This window comes from Streptomyces sp. SD15 (assembly GCF_054462255.1).
Genome location: NZ_JBTLMO010000016.1, coordinates 102,951 through 120,977, shown reverse-complemented (window position 1 = coordinate 120,977; position 18,027 = coordinate 102,951). Strand labels below are relative to the sequence as shown.

The window sequence follows — 18,027 nt, the reverse complement described above, 5'->3', positions numbered from 1 at the left end:
TTGGTTCGGGGCTGTTGTCAGACCCTCCTGCGAGACTCGGAATCATGACCGAGCGCTGGGCTCTCGCGCCGGCCGAGGACGGTGGCGTGGAGGTCGCCGTCCTCGGCCCCGACGGGCTGCCCGCCGGGCCGGTCCGCAGGGAGCCGGATCTCGCGGAGGCCGTGCGCTCCCGGCCCGAGGTGACCCGTTGGGTCTGGCGGTCGACGGCCGACGTATATCCGCTCCTGCTCGCCGCGGGGGTGCGAGTGGAGCGGTGTTACGACATCGAGGCCGCCGAGACCCTGCTGCTCGGGCACGAGGGCCGGCTCGGCGAGCCCCGGTCGGCCGCCGCCGCGCTGGCGAGGCTGCGCGGCGGCCCCGTACCGACGGATCCACCGCAGCGCTCCGCCGAGCCCGGCTCGCAGTCCTCCCTCTTCGAACCGCGCCCGGTCCACGTACCCCTGACCGACCTCCTCGAGGTGTACGCGGACCAACGGCGCCGCCACGAAGCGACCGCGCACCCGGAGCGGATGCACCTGCTGACGACGGCCGAGTCGGCGGGGATGCTGGTGGCGGCGGAGATGAACGGCGCGGGGCTGCCATGGCGCACGGACGTCCACCGCGAGGTCCTGCACGAGCTGCTCGGCGAGCGGTACGCGGGCGGCGAGCCCAGACGCCTGGCCGAACTCACGGACGAGGTCTCGGCGGCCTTCGGGAGAAGGGTCAGACCCGACCTGCCCGCCGACGTCATCAAGGCGTTCGCGCAGGCCGGGATCAAGGTCAGGTCCACCCGGCGGTGGGAGATCGAGTCCATCGACCATCCGGCCGTGAAGCCGCTGATCGAGTACAAGAAGCTGTATCGGATCTGGGTCGCCCACGGCTGGTCCTGGCTCCAGGACTGGGTGCGGGACGGGCGGTTCAGGCCCGAGTATCTGCCGGGCGGGACGGTCACCGGGCGGTGGGTGACGAACGGCGGGGGTGCGCTGCAGATCCCCAAGGTCATCCGCCGCGCCGTCGTCGCCGACCCCGGCTGGCGGCTCGTGGTGGCCGACGCCGACCAGATGGAGCCGCGCGTGCTGGCCGCGATCTCGCGCGACCCCGGCCTGATGGAGGTCGCGGGCCGGGAGAGCGACCTGTACCAGTCGGTGTCGGACCGGGCGTTCGCGGGCGACCGGGCCCAGGCCAAGCTCGCCGTGCTCGGCGCGGTGTACGGACAGACGTCCGGGGACGGCCTGAAGAACCTGGCCGCGCTGCGCAGACGGTTCCCCAAGGCCGTCGCGTACGTGGACGACGCGGCGCGGGCCGGAGAGGAAGGGCGGCTCGTACGGACATGGCTCGGGCGTACGTGTCCCCCGGCGGCCGGGGCCGACGACGACGGCGCCTCGGAGGAGGCGGGCATCCCCCAGGACGAGCCCGCCGAGGCCGCCGGGGCCGCTCTCGGCGACCAGGGCTGGGTGCCGGGGTACGCGTCCACGAACTCCCGGGCCCGTGGCCGCTTCGCGCGCAACTTCGTCGTCCAGGGCAGCGCCGCCGACTGGGCGCTCCTGCTGCTCGCCGCTCTCCGGCGCGGCTGCGCGGACCTCGCCGCCGAGCTGGTCTTCTTCCAGCACGACGAGGTGATCGTGCACTGCCCGGCCGAGGAGGCGGACGCGGTTGTGGCGGTGATCCGGGAGGCCGCGGAGCTGGCGGGACGGCTGACGTTCGGCGAGACACCGGTCCGTTTCCCGTTCACGACGGCGGTGGTGGAGTGTTACGCAGACGCGAAGTGAGCGACCGCTCCCTGACCGGCGCAGTGACTAGGGCCTGTCCGGCGGATCATGCCGCAGACGCGGGGCTTGGCACGCCCATCTGCGGCGTTGTCGTCGATTGCCGATGCTCCGCATCGACGCCCTCCTCCGCCTTGCAGCTGAACGCACCAAGCCCCGCTCACCTGCACCTATGAGGTGCCGTTGCTTCCCTGCGACCTGATCCGCCGGACAGGCCCTAGATGCCTCGCAGGAGTTCCGTCAGCTCCCCCACCACGGGGGTGTCCGTCCCGTCCAGCGCCTCCAGAGCCCGCTTCCACTGCTCGTACGCCCCTTCGACATCCCCCCGCGTCCGGAGCAGCAGCCCCCGCTGGTGCCGGGCGAGCCCTCCCGTGTACCGGTCGGCGCGGCGGTCGGCACGGCACACCAGCAGATCGCACTCGCGCGCGGCCCGCTCGGAGTCCCCCACCCCGCGCAGGGCACGCACCAGCCCGAGCCGCGTCTGCGACTCCCCGTGCCAGTCGCCGTGGCCGCCGAGGATGCGCAGACTCTCCTCGAAGTGCGGCAGGGCGGCGGCCGGTTCGCCGAGGGTGAGGTGGGCGTAGCCGATGTTGCAGTGCGCGGAGTGCCGGATGATCACGTCGTCCATCGCGTCGCCGATCGCGAGGCTGCGCTTGTGATGGTCGATGGCGGCCCGGGGGTCCGTGTGCTCGTACAGATTGCCGAGGTTGCTGTAGGTGATGGCCTCCGTGTGCAGGTCCCCCAACTCCCGGGAGAGTTCGAGGCTCTGCAGCAGCGCTTCGCTGGACTCGGCGTGGCGCCCGAGCCCTTCGAGGAGCATGCCGCGGTTGTTCAGGCCGCGCCGCACCCACGACAGCACCCCGAGCCGCCGCCAGATCGCCAGCGCCTCGTCGTTCAGCGGGAGCGCCTCGCTCGCACGACCCGTCATGTAGTGCAGGCCCGCGAGGTCCCCGAGCGCGTACGCCGCGGCGGCCTCGTCCCCCAGCCGCCGCGCCGCGCCCAGCGCCAGCCGCTGGAGCACCTCCGACTCGGCGACCCGGCCGCTGCGTTGGAGGTACGGGTTGAGCAGCCGCACCAGCACGGGAACGTACGCGGACACCTGCGCGTACCGCTCCACCAGCGCCACCACGTTCTCCAGCTCCAGCTCGCCCCAGGCGAAGGCCTCCTTGGCGGAGCCGAACGACGGCGTGGCCGCGAGGTCCACCGCGTGTGCCCGCGGCTGCGAGGCGGTGGGCCTGCTGCGGTCCTCGCGGTCGAGGCCCGGCTCGACGATCGCTTCGAGGGAGCGGGCGGCGACAGCGGTGTACCAGCGCAGGGCGCGTTCGGACGCGCGGGTGTCCGGGGCGGCGCCAGACGCTCCGTCCGGCTGTCCGTCCGGTTGTCCGCCCAGCTGTCCTTCCGGTTGTCCGCCCAGCTGTCCTTCCGGCTGTCCTTCCGGCTCTTGGGCCGTCGCTCCCGCGATCTCCCGGGCGAAGTCACGGACGAGGTCGTGGGGTGCGTAGCGGCCGTACGCCGTCTCCTCCAGGAGGGCGACGTCGACGAGGCGGTCCAGGGCGGCCTCGGCGCGGCGTTCGTCGGTGCCGGACAGGCGGGCGAGGAGGGGCGCCCCGTACACGGGGAGATCGAGCGCACCGATGCTGCGCAGGGCGAGTGCGGCGTCCCGGTCCGCCTCCCGCTCCGAGGCGTGCAGCGCGTCGTGGGCCACGGCGAGTGATCTGCGCACGCTCAGATCGTCGTATTCGAGGTGGTGCAACCGTCCCTCGGTGGCTGCCAGTTGACCAGCCAGCGCGTCCGGGGTGAGCGCGCGGCGGGCGGCGAGGCGGGCCGCGACCACACGGAGGGCGAGCGGGAGCCGACCGGTGAGTTCGACGAGGGGGTGCCCGCCGTCGAGGCCGTCCTCGCGCCCGGAGACCGCACGCAGCAGTGCCGCGCTGTCCTCGTCCGACAGCGGAGCGAGCGGGAAGCGGTGCGCGCCGTCCAGGGCGGTGAGCGGCGAACGGCTCGTCACGATCACCGCGCACCCCGCGCCCGCGGGTAGCAGCGGCCGCACCTGGGCGGCGTGCGCGGCGTCGTCGAGCACCATCAGGATGCGGGTCGGCGCGAGCATCGACCTGAGCAACGAAGCCGCCGCGTCCGGGTGTTCGGGGATCCGACGCGGCTCCGTACTGAGGTCGCGCAGCAACGCGGCGAGTGCCTGGCCCGGCGTGAGGGGAGTCATTCCGGGCGTGGCACCGTGCAGGTTGACGTACAACTGGCCGTCGGGGAAACGTTCCCGCAGGCCATGCGCGACGTGGAGTGCCAGCGCGCTCTTGCCGACGCCGGCCATGCCGCTGATGACGGCCACCACCGGAGCGGGGGGCGTCGGTCGCCGGTCCGCGCCCAGGGCCAGGCCGAGTTCCTCACGTACGTCGCTTCGGCCGGTGAAGTGGGCGGGTGGGGGCGGTAGTTGGGCGGGTCGGGGTGGAGCCGGAGACGACTCCGGCTCGGCCAAGGCGGTGGACCGCTCCAGCCGGTCGGTGTCCGCGTCGCGCTCGGACCTGTGGGGTTCGTCCGCGTCGGGTTCGTCCGTGTCTCGGTCGGTCCTGCCGCCGTCGGTCCAGCCGCGGTCGGTCCTGTCACGGTCGGTCCTGTCACGGTCAGTCCTGCCGCGGTCCGTCCCGTCGGGGTCCCTCCCGTTGGGGTTCGTCCCCTTGCGGTCCGTCCTGTCGCGGTCGGCCGTGTCGGGTTCCCGTTCCCTCAAGATCTCCAGGTGTGCCTCGCGCACCTGGGGTCCCGGCTCGACGCCGAGTTCCTCGATCAGGCGGGCCCGCAGGTCGCGGTGGACGGCCAGGGCCTCGGCCTGACGTCCGGTGCGGTGCAGCACGAGCATCAGCAGCCGGTGGAACGCCTCTCGCAGCGGGTGCTCGGCGACGAGGGCCGCCAACTCGGGCGCGAGGACGGCGAGTCGCGCGGAGCCGATGTCTTGGGCGGCCACGGCGGGCGTACGGGCGTCACCGCCGACGGCTTCCGGGGCCCCCGTCTCACCGGCACGCTGGGAGGTGTGAGCGTCTGCTCCAGACACCTCCCGTACTCCAGACACCCCGGTGACCGAACCCGCGAGCCGCAGTTCGGCCTCGTATCGCCACTCCAGGACGAGCAGCCGGGCCTCCTCGAGGCGCTGGACGAGCGCGTGCCCGCCGAACTCGGGCGGGACCCCGCCGAGTGGCGTACCGCGCCACAGCGCGAGCGCCGCCAAGGCCTCGCGCAGCGCCCGTACCCCGTCGCGTCCGGCATGCGCGGCGCGCGCGGCCGTGACGTGGGATTCGAAGACGCGGACGTCCAACTCGCCCTCGCCGACCCGCAGGAGGTATCCCGGCGGCACGGCCCGCAGCCGCTCCGGGTCGTCGAGGAGCCGCCGCAGCCGGGTGACGTGGTTCTGCAACGAGGCCTGCGCGGACGCGGGCGGTGTCCCGCCCCACAGCGCTTCCTTGAGCGCGTCGACCGAGACGACCCGGTCCGGCTCCAGGAGCAGCGCGACCAGCAGCGCTCGCATCTTGCCGCTGCCGATCGATCGGGCCTCGCCCTCGGCGTCGTACAAGACCGGCGGACCCAGCAGCCCGAACCGCAGCCCGTACCGCATAGCGCCGCCCCACTGCCTTTCCGTGCGACCGCCCCGGCCGCACCCCGTGGCGACGTCGCGCCTTCCTGCGACGACTTCGCGCCGTCCGACTCCCGGTTTCCTGTTGAACCGTTGGTCACATGTTAGCGATCCGTTGGCGCGGCCTGATGGGATCACTGCATCGGATCTGGCCCGACGGCGCGCGCGTATGACGCGTAACTCGGGGGAGTGTCGCCGCCGTGGCCGGATCCGGGGTCATAGGGGCCCCGGTCGTCGGAGGTGAACGACCGGGGCCTTTGTCCGCCCCCGTCTCAGACGACCGGTGGCCTTCCGAGCCGGGTGAGCCGCCACACCGTCCGCCACCGCATCGGCCGCCGCTCCCCGCCCGACTCCCGCAGCCCTTCCGCGAAGCCGCCGAACCAGGCCCGCAGTCCGCCGAACGACCGCGTCCGTACGAGCGTGAGCAGCATCCAGATCCCCAAGTGCACGGGTATGAGCGGGAGGGGCAGCCGGCGGCGGGTGAGCCAGACCCGGTTGCGGGCGGTCACGCGGTGGTAGATGGCATGCCGGGCCGGCGAGGTCTTCGGGTGCTGGAGCAGCAGTTCGGGCGCGTAGAGCACAGTCCACCCGGCGTCTATGGCCCGCCAGGCCATGTCGGTCTCCTCGTGCGCGAAGAAGAACTCGGCGGGCCAGTCGCCGATCTGCGCGAGCATCGCCGTCGAGAAGGCGTGCCCGCCCCCGAGGAACCCGGTCACGGGCCCTCCACGCATCGGATCCTTCGCCCCGACGCGAGGCACGTGCCGGCGCTGTGTCTCCCCGCTCTCGTCGGCGATGCGGAACCCGACGATGCCGAGGCGCGGATCGGCGGCGAACAGGTCCCGGACCTTCCGCAGCACATCCGTGTCGACGAGCAGCCCGTCGTCGTCGAGTTCGACGACGACGTCCACGTCCCCGAACTCCTCGAGTCTTGCCAGGCCCACATTCCGCCCGCCCGGACAGCCGAGGTTCTCCTCGACCTCGATGGTGGTCACGTCACCGGGCAGCCCCAGCCGCTCGGCGAACTCGGGCAGCGGGCAGCCGTTCCCCACGATCACTATCCGCGCCGGCGCGACGTCCTGCTCGGCCACGGAGGCCAGCAGCGCGTCGACTTCGGCGGGACGGTTCCCCATGGTCACGACGGCTACGGCGATCCGAGGCCCCTCCGACGACACGCTCACCACTCCATCCCAGGCAGACAACTCTGGCCAGGATGCTAGTCGTTCACCAGGAGTTTTCCTCAAGTGCGCCGGAAACCCCCCTCTCGAGGACGAGAGGGGGTAGGGGGGAGTCCTCAGGCCGTCACGCGTTGGGGTCGAACGAGATGCCCGCCGGCAGGGCCTTGGTGAGGTGGGCGGCGAAGTTGGCGTCTCAACCGCCGTGCCCGGCAACCACACCACTCAAGGGCGGCCCCGCCAGAAGTCCGTCGCCGGTCACGGCCTCAAGGGCGTGCTCGAGCACGGCGACACCGGTGCCGTCGACCGCTTCGTATCCGACCGCTTCGTATCCGATCGCCTCGTATCCGATCGCTTCGTATCCGACCGACCCGTCCCGGGTTCGTCAACCGCGCGGCCAGGGGCGGCCGTCGAGGCGCTCGATGTCACGGTTGAAGCGGCTGAGATAGCCGGCGAACTCGGCCACATCCTCGGGCTTCCAGTTGACCATGATCATCTCCAGGCCCTGCAGGTTCTCGGCGCGATGGGCCGCCAGGCGACGCTCACCCTCGGCAGTGATGGCGAACTTGCGGGCGATGCCCCCCTCGGGGTCGGGCATACGCTCGACGACACCGGTGCGCAGCATGGCGGCGGTCTGCCGGTTGAGGGTGGAGGCGTCGAGCCCGAAGGCCTCACTGAGCTGACCGATGGACATCAGCCCTTCCGTCTGAATGCGACTCAGCAGGACATACGCACTGCGGTCCAGCCGTTGCTCACCGGCCCCGCGCGAGCGGGTGAGCATGTGCATGTGGCGCCCGAGCAGCATGGTCTCGAATTCGACCAGCTCGACCGGCCTGACCGCCGACTCACCCGCCGGCTCGTCCGTCGGCTCGCCTACTGGCCCATCCACTGGCCTATCCATTGGCTTGTTCACGCGAGGCATCCTTCGGCTCCTGGCTCGCTCTCATCCCGGAAAGCTACCTCCCGCCAGATATACCACCGTGATGTGTATGATGCACTAGACATGCACCATACATATGACGTGCAGGATGCATATCGCCGTGATCCGGAAGAGCAACAGGGAGTACCCGTGGACAGTTCCCAGCCCGCAGCCCGCTCCGGCGGCGTTGTCGGCATCCTCGCCTTCGCCGGCATCGTGGCCGCGATCACGCAGACCCTCGTGGTGCCACTGATCGGGGAACTGCCGACCCTGTTCGACACCAGTGCCTCGAACGCCTCGTGGGTCGTCACCGCCACACTCCTGGCGGCGGCCGTGATCACCCCCGTCGCCGGCCGCCTCGGTGACATGTACGGCAAGAAGCGCATGCTTCTGGTCTCCCTGGTCCCGCTGGTGCTGGGCTCCGTGGTCTGCGCCCTGTCCTCCTCGGTGCTCCCGATGATCGCCGGACGAGGTCTGCAGGGCCTCGGCATGGGCGTGGTGCCCCTGGGCATCAGCCTTCTGCGTGACGTCGTACCGGCGGAGAAGCTGGGCACGTCCATCGCGATGATGAGCGCGTCCATGGGTGTGGGCGGCGCGCTCGGCCTGCCGTTCTCCGCCGCGATCGCCGAGAACGCCAGCTGGCGGGTGCTGTTCTGGGTCGTCGCCGCGCTGACCCTCGCGGTCGCCACGCTGATCTGGTTCTTCGTGCCCGCGGGCAGCGAGAACACCTCCAAGGGCAGCTTCGACCTGCTCGGCGCGATCGGCCTGGGCATCGCCCTGGTCTGCCTGCTCCTCGGCGTCTCCAAGGGCGCCGACTGGGGCTGGGGCAGCGGCACCACGCTCGGGCTGCTCGGCGCCGCGATCGTCCTCCTGCTGGCCTGGGGCTGGTGGGAGCTGCGTACCCCCGAGCCGCTGGTCGATCTGCGCGTGACCGCCGCTCCGCAGGTGCTGATGACGAACGCGGCCTCGATCCTGGTCGGCTTCGCGATGTACGCGCAGTCCCTGGTGATCCCCCAGCTGCTCCAGCTACCCGAGGCCACCGGCTACGGCCTGGGCCAGTCGATGCTGGCCATGGGCCTGTGGATGGCCCCGGCGGGTCTGATGATGATGGTGATGTCCCCGATCGGCGCCAAGCTCTCCGCCGCCAAGGGCCCCCGGGTCACCCTGGCCCTCGGCGCCCTCATCATCTCCGTCGGGTACGGCATCTCGCTGCCGATCATCGGGACCAGTTCCCCGTGGGGCCTGCTCGCCGTGACGATCGTCTGCAACACCGGTGTCGGCTTCGCCTACGGCGCGATGCCCGCCCTCATCATGGGCGCGGTGCCCCAGTCGGCGACCGCCTCGGCCAACAGCTTCAACACGCTGATGCGCTCGATCGGCAGCTCCGTGTCGGCCGCCGTGATGGCCGTGGTCCTGGCCCAGATGACCACGCAGTTCGGCCCCGTGTCCCTGCCGTCCGAGAGCGGCTTCCGCGTCGCCCTGCTGATCGGCTCCGGCGTGGGCCTCGCGGCGGCGGTCGTCGCCTTCTTCATCCCGGTGCGTCCGGTGGCGGCCAAGCCTGAGCCCGGCAGTACGCCGGACACCGCTCCGGAGGCGGTCGAGGCGAAGGCCTGAGCAACGCGCGCATCCACCCGGTAAGAGGGGGCAGGCAGCCGGGGGCGGCGCGGCCGGCTCATGACAAGCGCTGTCGCCGCCGTGTGCGCCGATCCCGCTGCGGGAACGAGGCAGACACATCCGCAACGAATTCCGACAACTCACCCCGAAGCCGTTCCACCTCCCCGAGCTCCATACCGACCACGATCCCCCCCCAACCAGGCAAGATCGGCAGAGGAAACGACGCACTGGCCGTTGCTTCCGGATCAGGCCAGGTGCCTGCTGAACCAGTCCGTGGCCAGCTCGGTGACCGATTCCAGGGTGCCGGGTTCCTCGAAGAGATGGGTGGCACCCGGGACGACGGCCAGCTGATGCTCGCAGGTCAGGCGTGCCGCCGCCTGCCGGTTGAGGTCCAGCACCACGTGGTCGCGGCCCCCGACGATGAGCAGCGTCGGAGCCTTCACCTCCGGCAGCCTGGGGCCGGCCAGGTCCGGCCTGCCTCCGCGGGAGACGACGGCCGCGACGTCCGCGGCGGGCGCCGCCGCGGCCCACAGCGCGGCGGCGGCGCCTGTACTGGCACCGAAGTAACCGAACCGCATGCCCTGGGTATCGGGCTGCTCACGCAGCCATTCGGTCGCCTGGGTCAGGCGGCGGGCGAGCAGCGCCGTGTCGAACACGTTGTCCCGGTTCTCCGCCTCGGCCTCGGTGAGCAGATCGAACAGAAGGGTGCCCAGACCGGCGCGGTTCAGCCCGGTGGCGACGAAGCGGTTGCGCGGGCTCTTCCTGCTGCTGCCGCTGCCGTGGGCGAAGAGGACGACCCCGGGGACGCCGCGGGGTAGCGTCAGCCGCCCGTCGAGCGCGGCATCTCCGGCCGGTATCCGGATCTCCCTGTCATAGAGCGGAGAATCGTGCTCCGGGGAGGCGCTGCCCGCGGCCGGCGGCGCATCGGACGTGGCGTGCGCCGCGCGGTTGTGCTCCAGGCAGGCGGTGACCTCCTCGTCGCTCGTCTGCCCGAAGTCCTCGTAGAACTGACCGATCGCGTAGAACTGCCGGGGGGTGTGCAGACAGACCCCTTCGTCCGCCTCGCCTCCGAGGCGGGCCGACCAGTCGTGCGGCGCCACGGGAACCGCCAGCACGATCCGCGACGCGCCGCGGGCGCGCGCGATCCGGCAGGCCGCCAGTGCCGTGGAGCCGGTCGCGAGACCGTCGTCCACCACCAGGACCGTCCGTCCTTCGTACCGGGCCGGCTGCCGCTCGCCCCGGTAGCGGCGGGCGCGCTGCTCCAGGACGCCGCGCTCGTGTTCCTCCACGGCCGTCAGATCACGGTCCGTCACACCCGTCGCCCGCATCACCTCTTCATTGATGACGCGCACTCCTTCCTCGCCGATGGCGCCCATGGCCAGCTCCGGCTGGAAGGGCACCCCCAGCTTGCGTACGAGGCAGACGTCGAGCGGAGCGCCGAGGGCCTCGGCGATCTGCGCGGCGACCGGGACTCCGCCGCGAGGAAGTCCCACGACCACCAGGTCCTGGCCCTTGAGGTGGTGCAGCTGGGCGGCGAGCCGCCGGCCCGCATCGGTTCGATCTGTGAAGTACATGGTCGCCTCCCGGGTGAGGTGAGGTCCTCGGGTCCCGAGTGAAGTCCGTTGTGCGCGCTGGGTGGCCGTTGCGGAGACGGTCCGGAGGCCGGAGCCCGGCGAGTCCATTGCCTGCGGCAACGGCGCGTCGGGCGTATGCGTCGCCGGGCGGTCCGTGCTCCCCGTCGGGTGCATGGTCCCGCTCACGCCTGCGGCCGGCCCTGGGGACGGCCGGACGGTGAGGGTGTCGTCCGGGTTCCGTTCGACGCGTGAGCCGTAGGCCCCGCTGATCCGGCCCAGAACGTCCTGCACCCACCGCGAGTCCTCGCCCGTCGCGCGCTCCAACCGCATCCGCCGGGACCGCATCGGAGCGATGCGCACGTCGTGGAACCTGCCGTCGTCCGGGTCCACGGTGACGAAGTACAGCAGCCGGAGGTCGTCCCGGTACTCCTCGTAGCCGCCGATGCCCTCGTAGTCGTTGATCAGGTCGCCGCAGCCGTGGGTGATGAGCTTTCCCCGGTACGACTCCAATGGCCGCGGATGGTGCGAGGAGTGCCCGTGCACGACGTCCGCGCCGCCGTCGATGAGCGCATGGCCGAAGCGGATCTGGTCACGCGGGATGAGGTAGCCCCAGTTGGAGCCCCAGTGGACCGAGACGACCACGAGGTCGCCCGGCCGCTTGGCCGGACGCAGCCGGGCGGAGATCCCGGCCGCGGCGGCGTCCGACGGCTCGGCGACGAAGTCGACCCCGCTGCGCTGTGCCGTGGCGGCCCAACTGCCGGGTATGCCGCTGGAGGCCATCCCCACGGAGAAGACCAGAACGCGCCGACCGCCTGCGACAGGGACGATCGCGGGGCGCCGGGCCTCGTCGGCGTCCCGCCCCGCCCCTGCCGAGCGAAGACCCGCGTCCGCCAGGGCCTCGAGGGTCTCCTCCAGCCCGCAGCGGCCGTGGTCCAGCACATGGTTGTTGGCCAGGGCGCAGACGTGCGGACGGGCGGCGGCCAGTGCGGGCAGGTTGGCCGGGTGCATCCGGTAGTGGACCTCTTTGCCGGGCGCGATCTCGTCGCTCTGCGTGACGGCGGTCTCCAGATTGAGGATCCGGGCGTCGGGCGCCGCCGCGGCGAGCACGTCCAGCGCGTCGCCCCAGGGCCAGGAGAAATCGACCGGAGAGGGAATCACGCCGTTCGCCGCCTCGGCCAGCTCCACATAGGCGCGGGCGTCCTTGATGTACGACTCCGACAACTTCGGATCGCCGGGGTGCGGAAGGATCTGGTCGACTCCGCGACCGAGCATCACATCGCCGGCCAGGAACAGCGTGACGAGGTCACCGCCCATTCCTCCAGGCTAGGCCGGTCCGGCGGGTACTGCTCCCGGGCGGCGAACAGGGGCCCGCCCGCTGCCCCTGCCGTTGTGCTCCCGCGGGTGCGAGGCGCTCGGCACTCCGGTCCGGCGGCGCTGCAGGACCTGCGCCCCGGACTCAGCGCACGTCTCATGTGGTGACACGCAGGAGATCAAGCCTCTCAGCAGCCAGCAGGATCACCATCTGGACCATGCGCTGGAAGGCGCCCCTGACTTCTCCCTCGGCCTCGGGCAGACGTGGATGCTGCGCAATCACCTGGCTGACTTCGAACCCGAACAGTCACGCGCCATCATGTGCGCATGATCACCATTCATCTGAAGTACGAGATTGACGCTGACAAGCTTGAGGACTTCGAGGAATACGGTCGCCGCTGGGTCGGGCTCGTCAACCGTTTCGGCGGAACGCACCACGGCTACTTCCTGCCGAGTGAGGGCGACAGCGACATTGCCTACGCCCTCTTCTCCTTTCCCAGCCTCGCCAGGTACGAGCAGTACCGCGCGGACAGCATGACCGACCCGGAGTGTCAGGATGCGATCGAACTGGCGCGTAGCACCCGCTGTATCAAGCGGTATGAGCGCCGCTTCCTCCGGCCACTCGATGGCTTGTCGTAGGTGTATTGATCACGAGCGTTGTTGACACTGGTCGGGTCTTGAACGTGGCGAAGACCTCCGGTGTGGTGGGAGCTGTCTAGGAACTCACCGCACGGAGGTCTTCGTGTCTCACCGTAATGCCCGGCTGACCGTGATGAGCAGCTGTGCGTAGCGCGGCGATGACAGCGGTGGTCGTGGGGTTCGCGGTTTCGGTCTGACGCGTCGCGGCGAACAGGAGGCGCTGGATCGGACGGTCCTCGATGGGCACAGCGTGGATTCCGGGTGTGGTCGGGTCGATGGCCGTCCGGGGAATGAGCGCGGTGGCGAGGCCGGCCCGTGCGAGGGTGAGCTGGGCGGCGATGTCGGCGGTGACGTAGGGCGCCTTGGCTGTGAAGCCGGCCTGGTGGCAGGCGTGCAGGATGGCTTGTCCGCAGTCCGTGGTCGGTGGCGGCACGGCGAGGGTGTGGGTGGCGAGTTCCCGCAGGGCGATGGGTCGCTTGTCGGCTCGGTCTGCCGCGGTGACGACGAGCAGCGGATCGTCGAGCAGCGGGGAGGCATCGATGCCCCGGGGTGTGGCCTCGGGCAGGTGGTGATAGCGCTGCCCGAGCACCACATCGACGGTTCCGAGCGAAAGTTCCCGCAGCTGCGCCTGGTCCGTGACAAGACAGGTGACGGTCAGCTGCGGGTGCTGCGAGGTCAGTGTGGTCAGCGCCGTCCGACTCCGTACCGGTGCCGGTCTCACCCGGCGCCTGCGAGGGTGGACGACGTTGTTCCGGTCAGCGGCGCCGCTTGCGGCCGCTCTTGCCTGCAGGGCGCCGGGACTTCCGGGCGCCGCCGGGGGTACCCAGTGCCCGTGCCGCCAGTTGCCTGAGCTCGGCGAGTCCGGACCGGTCCGGGTGCGCGGAGTCCAGCGCGGCGGCGATCGCGTCCCTGGCCTCGAAGCCCTGGGCACGCAGCGCTTCCTCGGCGCCGTCCCGGCCACCCACCAGCTCCACGAGCTGGAGCAGGCTCTCGGCGAGCACCAGCAGATGCTCGGCATCGGTCATGTCCTCGGGAGACAGCAGTTCACGGTGCGTCAGTTCGCTCAGCGCGAGCGGCGCGAGCTGGGCATCGCCGCGCAATCGGCGCAGCAGCCGTTCGCCCTCGCCGTCCGGCAACGCCTCCGGAAGTACGGCGAGCATCGCCTGCGCACGCACACGGAAAGGCATGGCCCTTACGGCTTCGACGAGTTGCCGTAGCGCGGCATCCCGCTCGCCGCGGGCCGAAATCCAGCCGACCAGCTCCGCGCGGGCGGCGTCCGGGTCGTAGTCGTCGGCCAGCACCCCCAGCAGGCCGGCCGCCGGTGCATGGGCCAGCTCGCCGACCAGCGGTGCGTCCCGGCCGGCCGCCAGCAGCCGCTGCCGTACGGCCCGGGTGCCCAGCTCAGTGAGACGGATGAGCTCGACCGGCCCGGCGATCAGCTCCTCACGCTGGGCACGGGCACGCTCCTGCGCCGCCGGATCCACTGCCGCCTCCGCGACACCCAGCAGCTCCGCAAGCTCGGGCGGCATGTCCGCGGGCGGTTCGTCTCCGGCGTCGGAGAGGTCGACATCGAGGAACACCGGATCGGCCATCCCCCGATCACGCTCGATCGCGCCCAGGTCCACCAGCACGTCGAGCGCCGCGCGCAGGTCCCGGTCCGCGTGCTCGAACCACATCCGGTGCGCGGCGTCCGACCCGCCGTCCAGCTGAAACTGGGCCCGGTAGCCCAGCTGTACGGAGTCACGCAGCCGCGGCCAAGGCATCGGGTACGGCAGGCTGTAGAGCGTGTTCAGTACGTCCTCCAGCACGTCCTCGTACACATCGAAGAGCATCGACTCCACATGCCAGCCGCTGCGCGCACCGATCAGGGCCTGCCGCAGCTCGAAGCACGCGTCGAACGCGCGCAGCCACAGCTGAAGCGGGTCGTCCAGCAGCGGCCGGGCCTTGGCCACCGCATACAACCGCCCCTTGGCCACCCGGACCAGCCGCGCCTTCTTCGCCCACTCCACCAGCAACCCGAGCCGTGGCAGATCGGCCGAGGAGCGCACCGCCTCAGCCTTGTCGCCAGTGCCCAGCACGTCCACCAGCTCACGGGCATCGGCCATCCGCAGCCTCCCCGCTGCCGTCACCGCGCGGCCGTCGCGCCCCGCCCACTCGGTGAGCCCACGCAACTGCGCCGCGACCGACGACGCCTCGGCCCGTCGGCGCAATTCGCCGTCCGGGGGGAGCGACACCGGCAGCTGCGGCTCAGCCCGGGCCGAGCCGGACAGCGCGCGGCCGGTCACCCGCCGTTCCATGATCGCGTCGAGGGCGTCCTCGTCGTAGGCGACCTCCCCGCGCTGCGCCCGCTCCGCGAATCGCTGCAACGCCGCCCCGTCCAGGACATCCACGCCCTGCTCGGCGGCGGTCATCGCCCAGAACTTCGCCAAACCCCAGCGGGTGCGATCCGCCATCGCCGCCGGGTACTGCTCCGCGGCCGCGTCGACCGCTGCGAGGGAGTCCTGAAGGGCTGGGCCGCGCGGGTCCGCCAACTGTACGGCGTGCAGATAGCGCAGCAGTGTGCGCAGCGTGCCCGGGGCGTCGCCGCATTCCTCCCCGGGGAGTTCGGTGACCGTCTGCGGCAGCCAGAGGAGCAGCAGCTCCTGCACATGACGCGGCTCCCACAGCCCGAGGCGACCGTCGGCCGTCGCCCGGTGCCGGTAATCCAGCGCTGCCTCGGCCGTAAACCCGTCAACCGGCAGCCCCTGCTCCCCGGACCACCGGAGCAGTCGGTCGATCAGCAGCGCGCGCGCCGCCTCGCACTCCTCCTCGGCCCCGGCTTCGAACCGCATCCGCATGAACCCGCCCAACGTCTCCGCAGTACTCCTCGCCACGTCACGCTAGCGCCGAACGGCCACGCACAACGCGGCAACCACGGTAATCACTCCGCATCCCTCTCAGGTCAACGACGCCGCAGAGACCGACCGTGGTTGTCGTCACCGGTGAGCCGCAGATCTGAACTCGTCGCGAGCAGCATGTTTCGGCCGATGCTGCCTCTGCAGGAGCGGGTCAGGAAGCCGATCCGTCGAGGCCGAGGCCGATCACGGCGAGTGCCTCGGCGATCTCGACGGTCATCTCGTCGTCGGGTCCGAACACCATGCACATGTCCTGGTGGAGCGGTTCGAGGACCTGCCGGGCCTCGGCGGCCCGGCCCTGGGCAAGCAGCAGCATCCCGATGTTGTGCCGTAGCTCCACGGCTTCCTCGCTCACGTCGCTGTCGACGGCCCGCACGACGTTCAGCACGCCCTGGAGCGCGGCGAGCGCGTCGGTGACCTGGCCGAGTTCGGCGCGGCACCGGGCCGCCTGGGCGCGGCAGGCGCGGGCCTGCTCGCCGGTGGGTCCGGCGATGCGGGCGTACGCGTCGGCGAGGGCGTCGAACTCGGGCAGGGCGGCCCGGTAGTCGCCGCCGAGGAGGCGGATCGCTGCTCGCTGGCGGCGCAGCGCCAGGACCTGCTTGCTCTCGGAGCCGAGGGCGAGGGCCGCGGGTTCGATAACCTCGCCGAGCACCTCGGCGGCCTGCGCGAACCGCTCCTGCTCCAGCAGGGCGTCGGAGTGGGCGTACGCCTTCTTGATGTCGTCGCGCAGCTGGGCGGGGACGGGCACCGGCTGGGCCCCCGGGAGGACGGCTGTCGGCGTCGAACCACCGGGTGCGGGGGCCTGGGCGCGGGCGCGGGGCGCGAAAGGGTGACGGAACACGCCCGTCGGGTCGGGTGCGCCGACCGGCCCGGCGTCGGCTGTACCGGGTTCTCCGCCTGGCGGCGGGAGGAACGGCAGCAGCCGCGCGTACACCTCCTGCGTGTCGGCGGGCCGCGCCTCGGGCGCCTTGCGCAGCAGGTGCAGGACCAGCTCCTCCATCGCCTCGGGGACGTCGGGCCGCAGCCGTCGCAGCGGGGTGGGGGCGGCGTTGACGTGCTGGTACATCAGCAGGTACTCGCTCTCCGCCTCGAACGCGAGGCGCCCGCTGAGGAGTTCGTGCAGTACACAGCCCAGCGCGTACAGATCGGTCTGCGGGGTGATGCGTCCGCCGCGGACCTGCTCGGGCGACATGTACTGGTGGGTGCCGATGGGGCTGCCGGTGGCGGTCAGTTTGGTGACGTCGGTGCGCAGGATCGCCGCGATGCCGAAGTCGAGGACCTTCACGGTGCCGTCGCGTGCGACGAGGATGTTGCCCGGCTTGAGGTCCCGGTGGATGACCGGCACGTCGTGCGCGTACGACAGCACGGTCGCGACCTGCGCGGCGACGGCGGCCGCCCAGCTGACCGGCAGCGGCCGGCCGGGGTCGAGGTAGGCGGACAGCGGTACGCCGTCGACGAGCTCCATCACCAGGAACAGCCGCTCGTACGACGCGTCGAGCACCGCGTCATACACCTGCGGCACGCCGGGGTGCTGGATGCGCGCGGTGATGCGGGCCTCGCGACGGAAGCGCTTGGCGAACTCCTCGGCCAGCTGAGGGGAGGTGACCGACGCCTGCCGGATGAGCTTCACGGCTACGGGCCGGTCGAGCACGGCGTCGTAGCCGCGCCACACGTCCCCCATGCCGCCGTGGCTGAGCTCCTCCAGGAGTTCGTAACGGTCGGAGATCGCCTCCTGCGGCACCTTGCCCCCGGTGTGCGTGAAGAACAGTCACGGTCAGGGGTCAAGTGTGACCGCTGCGTCGATCTGCCGTCCAGGTTGACGGAGCGATACGGACGTGGGGGCCAGCTGACCTCGTCTGAGACGTCCGGGTGTCCGCCTACGGAGATCCGGGCGCGGCCTACGGCCGCTGGGCCGGGGCGTTGTGCCCGGTGTTCCCGGGACGCGCGGCCGCTATCCGGTGGTCGCCGAGCTGGGTTGAGAGTCCGCGCCCGGGCTGCTACGGTCCGGCGCCGCTACTTGTGGAAGCCTACGAAGGACGGGGGGCCACCCGTACGGGCTTCACCTCGATGTTCTCCCACACGCCTGAGACGACGTAGGGCTCGACGGCCAGCCAGGCGTCGAGTTCCGCCCTTGTGGGGTAGTCGAGCACCAGCATGGAACCGATCATCTTGTCGTGCTCGTCGAGGATCGCGGCGGCGAACACCATGTGGCCCTCGGCGACCAGCTTTTTGGCGAGGGCGATGTGCTGCTCGCGGACCGCGAGGCGGCGGTCCAGGGCGCCGTCGTCGGTGCCGTCGTAGGCGGTGAGCATGAACTGCACGGGGATCTCCTAGGGATGTCGGTCGAGCGTTTGCTCGACGGTACGGAGTGTCGCACGGTCGGGTTGCCGCACCCATAGCAGCCTGCGGGGAGAACCCCGCCGACCATCGCGTCGTCTCGTCCCAGACAACGGACGGAAGGTTTCCCGGTCCATGGCCGTGATTGTTCAATGGCGTCAACTCACGGGAATGGGTGTTCGTAC

The 18,027-nt window shown here is 71.4% G+C and carries 11 protein-coding genes and 1 pseudogene; 3 read left to right on the top strand and 9 right to left on the bottom strand.

The window, feature by feature from the left end; genetic code table 11:
* Nucleotides 1-44: 44 nt before the first annotated feature.
* The gene (locus tag ACX28W_RS18170; RefSeq protein WP_459000003.1) at nt 45-1,748 is read left to right on the top strand and encodes a bifunctional 3'-5' exonuclease/DNA polymerase; all 1,704 of its coding nucleotides are present in this window, start codon (nt 45-47) and stop codon (nt 1,746-1,748) included.
* 214 nt (nt 1,749-1,962) lie between these two features.
* Here ACX28W_RS18170 and ACX28W_RS18165 read toward each other — a convergent pair whose 3' ends face one another.
* From ACX28W_RS18165 to ACX28W_RS18155, 3 genes are all read right to left on the bottom strand, one after another.
* Nucleotides 1,963-5,364 (bottom strand): AfsR/SARP family transcriptional regulator, encoded by a 3,402-nt coding sequence (locus ACX28W_RS18165; RefSeq protein WP_459000002.1) that lies wholly within the window; start codon nt 5,362-5,364, stop codon nt 1,963-1,965.
* Nucleotides 5,365-5,654: 290 nt separating this feature from the next.
* The gene (locus ACX28W_RS18160) at nt 5,655-6,554 is read right to left on the bottom strand and encodes a glycosyltransferase family 2 protein (protein WP_459000001.1); all 900 of its coding nucleotides are present in this window, start codon (nt 6,552-6,554) and stop codon (nt 5,655-5,657) included.
* A gap of 385 nt (nt 6,555-6,939) precedes the next feature.
* Nucleotides 6,940-7,359, bottom strand: a complete 420-nt coding sequence (locus tag ACX28W_RS18155) for a MarR family winged helix-turn-helix transcriptional regulator (RefSeq protein ID WP_459000064.1) — start codon at nt 7,357-7,359, stop codon at nt 6,940-6,942.
* Nucleotides 7,360-7,623: 264 nt separating this feature from the next.
* Here ACX28W_RS18155 and ACX28W_RS18150 point away from each other — a divergent pair, with 264 nt between their 5' ends.
* Nucleotides 7,624-9,087 carry an MFS transporter gene (locus ACX28W_RS18150; RefSeq protein WP_459000000.1) on the top strand — a complete coding sequence of 488 codons (1,464 nt, stop codon included), beginning with the start codon at nt 7,624-7,626 and terminating at the stop codon, nt 9,085-9,087.
* A gap of 245 nt (nt 9,088-9,332) precedes the next feature.
* Here ACX28W_RS18150 and ACX28W_RS18145 read toward each other — a convergent pair whose 3' ends face one another.
* Complete coding sequence (locus ACX28W_RS18145) at nt 9,333-10,661, bottom strand: phosphoribosyltransferase family protein (RefSeq protein WP_459000063.1); 1,329 nt, start codon at nt 10,659-10,661, stop codon at nt 9,333-9,335.
* A 210-nt stretch (nt 10,662-10,871) separates the two neighbouring features.
* Nucleotides 10,872-11,975 (bottom strand): annotated as a pseudogene (locus ACX28W_RS18140) (CapA family protein); the annotation flags it as partial.
* Nucleotides 11,976-12,299: 324 nt separating this feature from the next.
* Between ACX28W_RS18140 and ACX28W_RS18135 the strand changes: the two are divergent.
* On the top strand, nt 12,300-12,611 hold the full coding sequence (locus ACX28W_RS18135) for an NIPSNAP family protein (RefSeq protein WP_458999999.1): 312 nt from the start codon (nt 12,300-12,302) through the stop codon (nt 12,609-12,611).
* Between the two features lie 76 nt (nt 12,612-12,687).
* Here the strand turns inward: ACX28W_RS18135 and ACX28W_RS18130 are convergent, their stop codons facing one another.
* From ACX28W_RS18130 to ACX28W_RS18115, 4 genes are all read right to left on the bottom strand, one after another.
* Nucleotides 12,688-13,332: a LysR substrate-binding domain-containing protein gene (locus ACX28W_RS18130; protein WP_458999998.1), complete on the bottom strand. Its 645-nt coding sequence runs from the start codon at nt 13,330-13,332 to the stop codon at nt 12,688-12,690.
* Nucleotides 13,333-13,366: 34 nt separating this feature from the next.
* On the bottom strand, nt 13,367-15,484 hold the full coding sequence (locus ACX28W_RS18125; protein ID WP_458999997.1) for a hypothetical protein: 2,118 nt from the start codon (nt 15,482-15,484) through the stop codon (nt 13,367-13,369).
* A gap of 175 nt (nt 15,485-15,659) precedes the next feature.
* Complete coding sequence (locus tag ACX28W_RS18120) at nt 15,660-17,246, bottom strand: serine/threonine-protein kinase (protein ID WP_458999996.1); 1,587 nt, start codon at nt 17,244-17,246, stop codon at nt 15,660-15,662.
* Nucleotides 17,247-17,532: 286 nt separating this feature from the next.
* Nucleotides 17,533-17,817: a YciI family protein gene (locus ACX28W_RS18115; RefSeq protein WP_459000062.1), complete on the bottom strand. Its 285-nt coding sequence runs from the start codon at nt 17,815-17,817 to the stop codon at nt 17,533-17,535.
* Nucleotides 17,818-18,027 lie beyond the last annotated feature (210 nt).